Here is an 11,140-nt window from a genome sequence, read left to right as displayed (position 1 = left end):
TTGAGTTCGAGTTGGTCATGAATGTTTTACCCTAACTTACCTGACTGATTTGCTGTAGTAATATTTGCTATATTAATAAACTGGTGCCGATGTAGCTCAGTGGTAGAGCATTCGATTCGTAATCGAATGGTCGGCGGTTCAAATCCGCTCATCGGCTTTGGGTAAGCATTCAGCTATCAGCTATCAGCTATCAGTTATCAGTTATCAGCTATCAGCTATCAGTTATCAGTCCAAGCGTCGAATCCTGTGCTACGTAGGCTACTGTTCGCGCAGCGTGCGCGTAGCGCAGTGCTTTTGAATAAAATAAGCTGACGGCTGACGGCTGATGGCTGACGGCTGACGGCTGACGGCTGACCGCTGACCGCTGTTCGCGTAGCGTGCGCATAGCGCATATGCTTACCCAGCTTTTATCCGAGTTTTCAGGATATTAAAGGTTAAATGGGTGCCACCTTTAGGTATGATCTTAAAAAAGTATGAAGTTAATCGTGTCGCAAGCTCAGATGGTTTTTGGTCTAGATTCCAAATTCTAGAACTTTCATCATTAGACCAATGTCTCACGTAGTGCTTCATTTTCCGTATTTCATATCTTCTTGGGAGAACTCAACATGGTAACCCTCAAAATCGTTGTTTATGTAGTCGTTAGCTTCTTTATTGGCTTATTTGTGTTTGGCTTCTTGTCAAACGACCCATCTCGTAACCCCAAGCGGAAGGATTTCGAGTAAATAGCGTTCGCAAAGCGGTTCCAAAGGAACATCGCATTATGCTGCTTTTGCTAACAACGGCGAGATAACCCTCGACCTTTTCTGATGCTGTGGGTCAATCAACGGCAAGGTTATATCCTGAAGCCACCCACACGCACTTTAATTTGTAGTACTTAAATTACTTTTCAAAAAAACCAAACCTAGTGATTAATATAGGTATTTATACATATCGCCATTGATAGGTTTGGGATTGACCTGCACCGAGGTTTAGCGTTCGCGAAGCGGTTCCAAAGGAACATCGCATTATCATGTTAGGTCTATCAAAGACCTCAACTACAGATAGCCACGGCTCCTGAAGACGGGATTATCCACACAAAACCACGCTCTTTCAAGAGTGTGGTTTTGTATTTGTGCTTAATTAATAGTATTATGGGCTGTCTTTGTCGATAACCGATTTGGAACTACAATCTTGGGGATTGAGTCAAGGATTGTTGGTCTGAATAGTAAAACACCAGCCAATTTAGTGAAAAATGCCCCAGCCAGTTCAGCCGCCGGTCGTACCCGCAATTATTCAAACCGTTAAACCTTCCCAGACCACTAGCGACCTAGATGAATTATCTCAAAGAATAACTGTTTCGGCACAGTACCAAACACAGCCAAACCCGGTACTGCTCAAACCCTACCCGACAGGAGAGCTCAAGATTGAGGCTTTACCAATATTAGGCACAGACAAAAGCGCTGCTAGCTTAGGTCTACCCATTTCCCGAGCAGTTGGCCAGACCTTGCCAAGGATAACAAACAGCCAAGACAATTGGCAACTAGGGCAAGGAAAACAGTGGCAACAATCTCTTCTAAAACCAGCAATCAAGCAACCACTCCATCCTGATTTAACCTCCTTACTCAAGAGTCCAACTCCAGAAGCACCATCAACTCTGGAACCGGAATTTTTGACTAGGGTTTCTCCTAGGTTTTCCTCCTCGGTTACTTCTGAGACAGGGGTTGCTGATTCTGGGTATGATTCGGCCCCCCTAGCCCCCCAGCGAGCAATCCCTCGCTGGGGGGAACAAAACCTTCCAAGTCCCCCAAAGTTGGGGGATTTAGGGGGCTTTCCCAAAACTAGGCGATCGCCCATTCATACTTCAATTCAGCAACACCAACCTAATAGCCAACCTCAAATTAAACCTGAGCTAACACCTGAGCCTGGGAATCAAGAAAGATTCTTCGCTGTTAACTCTTACCCCAAACCATGTTCTACTCTCGAAACCTTACCCAGGCCAGATGACCCCTTGAGCATCAGTCCAAATTGCCCTTTGCCAATTTCTAGGAGCAAGCGTATTATAGCTCAAGAGCGGGGTGGAGAGACTAGAGAGTTTGAGTTAATCATCCCTGAACAATCTAACCCACCTTCCCTAAACGAGACTGCACCACCATCAGACCAAGACTTGTCTCAACCCCAATCTGGTTCCGAGTTAGATTCCGAAGTTACTGCTCCCACAATTACCTTCGATACTAATGAGCCAGACATACTTGAACTGACTTCAGACCGTCAGGAGTATGACGACACCAGACAAGTGATTACAGCGGTGGGCAATGTTACCTTGCGGTTTCAGGATGCCTTACTAGAAGCTGACCGTTTGCAAGTAAACTTGCCTACTCGCATTGTGGTTGCGGATGGGAATGTGGCTCTCACCCGTGGTAACCAGGTGCTAGAGGGAGAGCGCTTTGAGTATTACTTTGTTCAAGATAGTGGTGTGATTTTGAAGGCTAGGGGAGAATTTGTCAGAGCAAATTCAGATTCTGGGCAAACCACCCCAACTCAACCGGTCAGCCGCAGAATTATTAATAGCCAGCCCTTAGCTGGAATTACTAATCCCGGAGCCTTTGCCATTGAGTTTGGTGCTAGGATTATTCCCAATTCTGAAACTGGGGCAACCACAACCGCTATCGAATCCCCCGACATCGAAGGGACTATCAATCGATTCCGCTATGAAGCAGACCGAGTTGAGTTTGACGGGTTAGAAGGAGTTGCTACTAATGTCAGAATTACCAACGACCCCTTTTCCCCACCAGAGTTGGAGTGGCGCACAAAGAATGCTCGATTTCGCCGGATTTCCCCAGAAGTAGACGAAGTAATTGCTAAGAATCCTCGACTTGTGTTTGATCAAGGGTTTTCCTTGCCCACATTTCGTGAACGGTTTGTGATTGACCGCCGTGAGCGGCAACCGAGTTTATTGGATTTTGGGTATGATGATGACGACCGGGGTGGTGTGTTTATTCAGCGTGGCTTCAAGGTGGTTGATAGTCCCTCGGTCAGGTTTAGTCTAACACCACAGTTTTATATTCAAAAAGCCATTCTTGGAGACAATGATGAAGATGAGAACAATGATCCAGAAGGTGGTGGCGTAATTGATCCGGCTAACTTTGGTTTGCTTGTTGACCTTGATGCTTCCTTAGGTCCACGCACTACACTAGTAGGTTCCGCAGAACTCACTAGTCTGGATCCTGATGATCTAGAAAACGAAACTCGGGGGAGTTTGCGCCTCCGGCAAACTATTGGCACCACTTACCCTCATCGCCTGACCTTGGAATCCAGCTACCGCGATCGCCTTTTCAATGGCTCTTTGGGTTTCCAAACCGTTCAGAGTAGTATTGGGGGTATATTTGAATCACCAACAATTCCCATCGGGCAAACTGGCTTGACCATTCGATATCAAGCTGGGGTTCAGCGTATCAATGCTAAGACCGATCGAGCAGACTTGCTACCTCTGCCACCTCGGGATAACAATCGGATTAATTTGACCCGTTATCAAGGCAGTGCAACTCTAAACTGGACACAACCCCTTTGGCAAGGTGACATCTTGCCAGCAACTGCTGAAGAAGGTATGCGCTATACACCAGCACCAATCTTACCCAATGTTCAACTAAATTCATCCATTACAGGTGTGGCTAGTGCCTATAGTAACGGTGATTCTCAAGAGTTTCTCCGTGGGAGCGTTGGCTTAACTGGGCAATTCGGTCATTTTTCTAAACCCTTTCTCGACTATACCGGTTTTAATATCGGCTATAGTCAAGTCGCTTTAGGCAACACATCACCGTTTTTATTTGACCGAGTTGCAGATACTCGAATCCTTAATGCTGGTATTACCCAACAACTCTATGGTCCGTTTCGAGTGGGTTTCCAGACTTACCTAAATTTAGATACAAATGAAGAAATTAGTACTGATTTCTTTTTAGAGTATTCTCGTCGAAGTTACAATATTTTATTGCGCTATAATCCAGTTCAACAAAGGGGTTTAGTTGGTTTACGAATTAATGATTTTAACTGGACAGGTGCCACAGAACCCTTTGATACGTTTAGTAACAGCTGGGAGGATGATTAGGGAGTAGGGAGTAGGGAGTAGGGAGTAGGGAGTAGGGAGTAGGGAGTAGGAGTATGAAGTAGGAGTATGAAGTAGGGTGAAGCAAATCCCATGGCTCTGATAATTATCAGAAACGCTAGAATTATTTGTGTGGCAAAATAAACCCTACCCAAATTAAGCTCCTGGATAGGTTGGGCATCTCCAATGAAGACTCATAAGCATCGGTCAGTCTGTGGTAAATTCAAGCAGCGGTTAAATAATGCGGTTAAACGCTGGTTGAATTCCCCTAAAATTCGTCATAGCAGCACCACACAACCCATACATCTTACGGTTGGAAAGCCTTATGCTCCCTACAAACCTCCCTTAACTACTCAGCCACATAACCACAGCTACGGCGTAACTAATCATACCTGGCCCCCTGGTTATCGGCTCCAAAAGGGTAAGTACACCATCGAAACAAAACTAGGAGAAGGTGGACTGGGTATTACCTATTTAGCCCGAACTAAAACAGGCGATCGCATTGTTATCAAAACTATCGTTAATCATGTACTCCGCCAAGATAATTTATTAGAGTATTGGAAAATTTTCGCCAATGAAGCGGTAAAGTTAGCCCAATGTAGCTGTGGGAATCCTCATCTAGTCCGCTTATCTGAAGAAATCATCCGAGAAGGTGAACTTCCCTGCCTAATCATGGAATACATCGAGGGGGAAACCTTGTCGGATCTGGTGAAAGGGCAGGGTGTACTCTCAGAAGAGAAAGCCTTGCTTTATATCCAGCAAATTGGTAGCGCCCTCTGGGACATTCATCAGCAAGGGTTGCTCCATCGGGATGTTAAACCTGATAACATCATGGTGGGTCACGATGGTTCTGGTGCGGTGTTGATTGATTTGGGTATTGCTACTAGGTTTGTCCCTGGGGTTACCCAAACTCATCTCTGTGCCGTGACTCCAGGCTATGCTCCTCTGGAACAATATCAGTTCCGTTCGCAACAGGGTTCCTACACCGATGTTTATGCTTTAGCCGCTACCTTGTATTTTCTTTTAACTGGAAATGAACCAGTACCAGCTGACGAGCGGGTTGAGGGAGCTGTATTACTACCACCAAAGGATTTGAATCCCCAGATTAGCGGACACATAAATCGAGCCATTATCCATGGCATGAATTTGGTAGCTAGCAATCGCCCTCAGTCTATACCAGAATTTTTAACGTTACTGGGTATTAAATTACCAACCAATAATAGCAATTATAATAGCACAAATAGCAGCAATAATCACCCACAGACAACAGCTGAAGTTGGAGATTTTTATATAGAACGTCCTCAAGATGCTGAGTGTTATCAAAAGATTTTACAACCAGGCGCACTAATTCGGATTAAAGCACCCAAGCTGATGGGTAAAACCTTACTCAGTAATCGGATTCTTGATTATGCTAAGTCTAGGGGTTATGGCACGGTTTATTTGAATCTGAATCAGTTACCTTGCCATGATTTGGATATATTTTTACAGTCGTTTTGCGTGCGGGTTGCTGACAACTTGGGATTATCAGACCAGTTGGATAATTATTGGAGTAAACGGTTATATAGTAAGGTAAATTGTCAACGATATTTTGAGCAGTATCTATTAGCGTCGTTATCCAGTCCTGTAGTGTTGTGTTTGGATGAAGTCGAGCTCGTGTTTCCTCATCCAGAAGTAGCTGGAGAATTTCTAGGGTTGTTGCGCACGTGGCATGAGGATGGGAAAAATAATCAGCCTTGGACAAAACTGCGATTGATTGTAGTTTATTCTACCGAAGTTTATATTGAATTGGATATCAATCAGTCTCCTTTTAATGTGGGAGAAGCAGTAGAGTTATCGGACTTTTACTTAGATAAAGTTCAGAGTTTAGCTGGGCGTTATGGTTTAAATTTATCCATTGAATCAGGACAAAAATTAATGGGTATGGTAGGCGGACATCCTTATTTGTTGAAGCTGGCTTTCTCTACTCTTAGCAAACATCCCAACATGACTATGGATCATCTTTTAGAAACCGCCCCGACAGAATCAGGGATATATAGTCATCATTTGCGAGAACTTTTAAATAATCTCATTCTCCATCCCAATTTACTGGAAGCTTTCAAAAAGTTACTGACAACTACTAAAGCTGTGCGTCTGGAACCTAAGGATACCTATCTCTTAGAAAGTCTGGGATTAGTCAGAGTCATCGGTAATGATTGTATCCCTAGATATAATTTGTATCGTCAGTATTTTATTAACAGAATTTTATAGTTATGGAGCCGTCAGCCGTCAGCCGTCAGCCGTCAGCCGTCAGCCGTCAGCCGTTGGCTGAAAGCTGTTCGCGTAGCGTGCGCGTAGCGCTTAAGCTGATAGCTGATAGCTGATAGCTGATAGCTGATAGCTTCTTTATTCCCGATTCCCGATTCCCTACTCCCTTTCTGATCATGACCAACCAACCAACAATCTATCAAGTTGGCGGAAGTTTACCTCAAGATGCCACAACTTATGCTGTGCGAAAAGCTGATGACGAAATTTTTCAGGCTTTGATGGCTGGGGAATTTTGTTATGTGCTCAACTCGCGACAGATGGGGAAATCGAGTTTGCGGGTACAAACTATGAAGCGTCTCCAGGAAGCAGGAGTAGCTTGTGGTTGTATCGATTTTACCATGATTGGGAAAGAGAATATCCCCATAGAGATGTGGTATTCAAGCTTGATTGTGATGCTGGTGGATGAGTTTAAGCTATCAGATAAATTTGATGAAGAGGCTTGGTTTATAGAAACAGAGCACATCGCTCCCTTGTTAGGATTTGGCAAGTTTATTGAATCGGTATTGTTGGCAAATATTCCGGAAAGTATTGTTATCTTTCTAGATGAAATTGACAGTATTATTAAGGTAGCGTTTAAAGATGATTTCTTTGCTTTTATTCGCAGTTGCTATAACAAACGAGCAGAAAATACTGCCTACAATCGCCTGAGTTTTTGTTTACTGGGAGTAGCAACTCCAGCAGATTTGATTCAGGATAAACAGCGCACTCCGTTTAATATTGGTCGGGATATTGAACTGACTGGATTTACCTTTGAGGAGGCGAAAACACCACTGCTCCCTGGTTTGGTAGGGAAAGTGGATAATCCTCAACAGGTGTTAGCTGAGATATTGACCTGGACAAGGGGACAACCGTTTTTGACCCAGAAGTTGTGTAAGTTAATGGTGGAAAAGTCGGGATTGGGAACTACTCCTTCTGTTGAACAGGTCGCCCGTAGCCAGATTATTGACAATTGGGTATCTCAGGATAAGCCAGAGCACTTGAAGACCATACGCGATCGCATTCTCAGAAATGAGCAACGGGCGAGTAGGCTGTTGGGATTGTATCAGCAGGTATTAGATCAGGGTAGTCTTGCCGCTGATGGCAGTGAAGAACAGACGGAATTAAGGCTATCGGGGTTGGTGGTGGAGCGGGATGGGTATTTAAAGGTTAACAACCGGATTTATGGCAGTGTTTTTGATCGTGATTGGGTTAAACAAGAATTAGCCAGACTGCGTCCCTATTCTGAAGCCTTTACTGCTTGGGTTGAGTCTGGGTGTCAGGATGAAGCTCGTTTGTTGCGGGGGGTGGCTTTACAGAATGCTCAAGCTTGGGCGAAGGGTAAAAGTTTGAGCGATTTGGATTATCAGTTTTTGGCGGCTGGTCAGGAATTAGACCGCAGGGTATTGGCAGAAGAAAGTCGGATCTTAGCTAAGGCGAATGATACCTTAACTGAGGCTCAAAAGAAAGCAAAGCGAATCATCAGCATAGGTGCTATTCTCATGGGTTTGTCCTTAATTGTGGCTGTGGTAACTGGGATCAAAGCTAGAGAGAATTTTAAACAATCAAAGGAAGCTCAAACAGGTACTCAACTAGAACAACAAGCGCTTAGTATTTTACGGCGGTTACCAGGGGATAATGGTTACTATGGCAATCGAGAGCTTTTATACTCAGCTATGGAGACTGGGCAAGAACTATATAATATCGTGAAAGATGGTCGCCCTTTCGATAACTATCCTGCCATCAGTCCTCTGTATGCTTTACAGCAGAGTCTTAGTAAATTCAAAGAAAACAGACTATTTCGAGGACATCAAGGCCCGGTAGAAAGTGTAAGTTTTAGCCCCGATGGTCACATGCTGGCTACGGCATCAGACGGTAATATCAGACTTTGGGATTTACAGGGCAATCCATTAGCACTGTTTCAAGGACATCAAGACTGGGTAAGAAGTGTAAGTTTTAGCCCCGATGGTTACATGCTGGCTACGGCATCATATGACAATACTGCTAGACTCTGGGATTTACAAGGAAATCCATTAGCACTGTTTCAAGGACATCAATCCTCGGTAAATAGTGTAAGTTTTAGCCCCGACGGTAAAACCCTGGCTACGGCATCAGAGGACAAAACGGTCAAACTCTGGGATTTACAGGGCAATCCATTAGCTGTGTTTCAAGGACATCAATCCTCGGTAAATAGTGTAAGTTTTAGCCCCGACGGTAAAACCCTGGCTACGGCATCAGAGGACAAAACGGTCAAACTCTGGGATTTACAGGGCAATCCATTAGCTGTGTTTCAAGGACATCAAGACTGGGTAAGAAGTGTAAGTTTTAGCCCCGACGGTAAAACCCTGGCTACGGCATCAGAGGACAAAACGGTCAGACTCTGGGATTTACAAGGCAATCAATTAGCTCTGTTTCAAGGACATCAAAGCTTGGTAACTAGTGTAAGTTTCAGCCGAGATGGTAAAACCCTGGCTACAGCATCATGGGACACTCTCAGAGTCTGGGATTTACAGGGGAATCTATTAGCACTGTTGAAAGGACATCAAGACTGGGTATTAAGTGTAAGCTTTAGCCGAGATGGTAAAACCCTGGCTACAGCATCAGCAGACAAAACGGTCAGACTCTGGGATTTACAGAGCAATCAATTAGCTCTGTTTCAAGGACATCAAGGCTTGGTAACGAGTGTAAGGTTTAGCCGAGATGGTAAAACCCTGGCTACGGCATCATGGGACAAAACGGTCAGACTCTGGGATTTACAGGGCAATCCATTAGCTGTGTTGAGAGGACATCAATCCTCGGTAACGAGTGTAAGGTTTAGCCGAGATGGTAAAACCCTAGCTACGGCATCAGAGGACAAAACGGTCAGACTCTGGGATTTACAGGGCAATCCATTAGCTGTGTTGAGAGGACATCAATCCTCGGTAAGTAGTGTAAGTTTTAGCCGAGATGGTAAAACCCTGGCTACGGCATCATCGGACAATACTTTCAGAGTCTGGGATTTACAGGGAAAGCAATTAGCACTGTTTCAAGGACATCAAGGACATCAAGGTCCGCTAACTAATTTAGTAAGTTTTAGCCCCAATGGTAAAACCCTGGCTACAGTATCAGGAGACAACATGGTCAGAGTCTGGGATTTACAGGGAAAGCAATTAGCTCTGTTTCAAGGACATCAAGGTCCGCTAACTAATGTAGTAGTAAGTTTTAGCCCCGATGGTCAGATGCTGGCTACGGCATCATGGGACAAAACGGTCAGACTCTGGGATTTAGAAGGAAATCAATTAGCTCTGTTTCAAGGACATCAAGACCGGGTAAATAGTGTAAGTTTTAGCCCTAATGGTCAGATGCTGGCTACGGCATCAGTGGACAAAACGGTCAGACTCTGGGATTTACAGGGCAATCCATTAGCTTTGTTTAAAGGACATCAATCCTTGGTAAACAATAGTGTAAGCTTTAGCCCCGATGGTAAAACCCTGGCTACAGCATCAAAGGACAATACGGTCAGACTCTGGCCAGTGGAGGATTTAGGTCAGATGCTGGTTAGGGGCTGTAAGTTGCTTGAAGATTACTTTGTGGAGAATTTTGAAGCTTTAGAAAGCTTAACTACATGTCAAGATTCAGTGGACAAAGTAGCAGTAGCTCCCGGTCTTGTTAAGCAAGGTGAGAAGTTAGCAAAAGAAGGGGATGTCGAGGGTGCTATTGCTAAGTTTAAAGAAGCCCAAGAATGGAATTCTGACCTAGAATTCGACCCAGAGAAAAAAGCCAAACAACTAGCAGCACGCGCTAAACTTGAACAAGGTGATAAGTTAGCAGAAGAGGGGGATGTCGATGGTGCTATTGCTAAGTTTAAAAAAGCCCAAGAATGGAATTCTGACCTAGAATTCGACCCAGAGGAAAAGGCAAGAGCGATCGCTAAAGTTAAACAAGGTGAGCAGTTAGCTCGAAAGGGTCAATTAACCAAAGCCCTATCTCTCTACAAACAAGCACAAAAACTAGATCCAAACCTAGAAATTTCTGCTTATGATTGGAACTCAATCTGTTGGTTTGGTAGTCTCCATGGATATGCTGCTGAGGTGATTGATGCTTGTGAAAAAGCAGTAGCAAAAGATCCTGAAAATGGAGGTATTCTGGATAGTCGTGGTTTGGCTAGGGCCCTGACTGGAGATACCGCAGGAGCGATATCAGATTTTCAGGCATATGTAGACTGGAGCGATCATGATGAGTCGAAAGAACAACGGCAAAAATGGATAGATGAGCTTCGGGCTGGTAAGAATCCTTTTACGGAAGAGGTGTTGAAGAGTTTACGTTGGGAGTAAGGGTAGGGAAGGTAAGAGGCAATAGGCAAGAGGGAAAAAATCCTGTGTATCTTATAGTTATGAAAAACCCTGTAAGAGAAACAGGCAAGATGCCTGTTCCACAACATTTCTGACTCCCGATTCCCGATTCCCGATTCCCGATTCCCGATTCCCGATTCCCGATTCCCGACTCCCGATTCCCGACTCCCGATTCCCGACTCCCGAAAAGTTTGTTACAAAATTTTTCAAAATATGTTATAATATAAGATTATTTGTGCTATACTATAAAAGTGGGCGCTGAGACGCCCAGAGTCAAGAGCTAGCCCGGCGAAAGTGCAAAATCTACGGGCTAGCTCTGGCTCCCCAATCACAAGGAGATACTTTTATGATGACGTATTCAGAACGGCTTCATCCATGGGTGGTCATGCGACTGTTACCCAAGATGCAGCGGGTAGTTGTTGCTCGCTTCCGCAATCGGTCGGATGCAGAG

7 protein-coding genes and 1 tRNA gene are annotated in these 11,140 nt (G+C 44.5%); 5 read left to right on the top strand and 3 right to left on the bottom strand.

Annotation, left to right across the window (positions count from 1 at the left end; genetic code table 11):
* The first annotated feature begins 85 nt into the window (after positions 1–85).
* Positions 86–157, top strand: a tRNA-Thr gene (locus tag F6K37_RS21265).
* 61 nt (positions 158–218) lie between these two features.
* Here the strand turns inward: F6K37_RS21265 and F6K37_RS21260 are convergent.
* The gene (locus F6K37_RS21260) at positions 219–392 is read right to left on the bottom strand and encodes a hypothetical protein (protein WP_287251964.1); all 174 of its coding nucleotides are present in this window, start codon (positions 390–392) and stop codon (positions 219–221) included.
* A gap of 213 nt (positions 393–605) precedes the next feature.
* On the opposite strand from F6K37_RS21260, the gene F6K37_RS21255 reads away from it, so the two are divergent.
* The 3 genes from F6K37_RS21255 (at position 606) to F6K37_RS21245 (ending at position 6,325) form a co-directional block, all read left to right on the top strand.
* Positions 606–722 (top strand): photosystem II reaction center protein I, encoded by a 117-nt coding sequence (locus F6K37_RS21255; protein WP_075900681.1) that lies wholly within the window; start codon positions 606–608, stop codon positions 720–722.
* Between the two features lie 509 nt (positions 723–1,231).
* Positions 1,232–4,081 (top strand): DUF3769 domain-containing protein, encoded by a 2,850-nt coding sequence (locus F6K37_RS21250; protein ID WP_287251960.1) that lies wholly within the window; start codon positions 1,232–1,234, stop codon positions 4,079–4,081.
* Positions 4,082–4,264: 183 nt separating this feature from the next.
* On the top strand, positions 4,265–6,325 hold the full coding sequence (locus F6K37_RS21245; protein WP_287251958.1) for an AAA-like domain-containing protein: 2,061 nt from the start codon (positions 4,265–4,267) through the stop codon (positions 6,323–6,325).
* A 32-nt stretch (positions 6,326–6,357) separates the two neighbouring features.
* Here F6K37_RS21245 and F6K37_RS21240 read toward each other — a convergent pair whose 3' ends face one another.
* On the bottom strand, positions 6,358–6,510 hold the full coding sequence (locus F6K37_RS21240; RefSeq protein ID WP_287251956.1) for a hypothetical protein: 153 nt from the start codon (positions 6,508–6,510) through the stop codon (positions 6,358–6,360).
* Here F6K37_RS21240 and F6K37_RS21235 point away from each other — a divergent pair.
* The gene (locus F6K37_RS21235) at positions 6,499–10,671 is read left to right on the top strand and encodes a WD40 domain-containing protein (protein WP_353838304.1); all 4,173 of its coding nucleotides are present in this window, start codon (positions 6,499–6,501) and stop codon (positions 10,669–10,671) included. The genes F6K37_RS21240 and F6K37_RS21235 overlap by 12 nt on opposite strands.
* 57 nt (positions 10,672–10,728) lie before the next feature.
* Here F6K37_RS21235 and F6K37_RS21230 read toward each other — a convergent pair whose 3' ends face one another.
* Positions 10,729–10,899 carry a hypothetical protein gene (locus tag F6K37_RS21230; RefSeq protein ID WP_202799219.1) on the bottom strand — a complete coding sequence of 57 codons (171 nt, stop codon included), beginning with the start codon at positions 10,897–10,899 and terminating at the stop codon, positions 10,729–10,731.
* Positions 10,900–11,140 lie beyond the last annotated feature (241 nt).

The organism is Moorena sp. SIO4E2 (assembly GCF_010671945.1).
Lineage (GTDB): Bacteria > Cyanobacteriota > Cyanobacteriia > Cyanobacteriales > Coleofasciculaceae > Moorena > Moorena producens.
Note: the sequence above shows the minus strand (reverse complement) of the source record. Positions and strands in the feature narration are given on the sequence as shown.

What these genes read in the sequence shown, in the direction of transcription:
- F6K37_RS21260 (WP_287251964.1), bottom strand. Translation starts at nt 392, where the DNA reads ATGCGCTATGCGCACGCTACGCGAACAGCGGTCAGCGGTCAGCCGTCA.
- F6K37_RS21255 (WP_075900681.1), top strand. Translation starts at nt 606, where the DNA reads ATGGTAACCCTCAAAATCGTTGTTTATGTAGTCGTTAGCTTCTTTATT.
- F6K37_RS21250 (WP_287251960.1), top strand. Translation starts at nt 1,232, where the DNA reads ATGCCCCAGCCAGTTCAGCCGCCGGTCGTACCCGCAATTATTCAAACC.
- F6K37_RS21245 (WP_287251958.1), top strand. Translation starts at nt 4,265, where the DNA reads ATGAAGACTCATAAGCATCGGTCAGTCTGTGGTAAATTCAAGCAGCGG.
- F6K37_RS21235 (WP_353838304.1), top strand. Translation starts at nt 6,499, where the DNA reads ATGACCAACCAACCAACAATCTATCAAGTTGGCGGAAGTTTACCTCAA.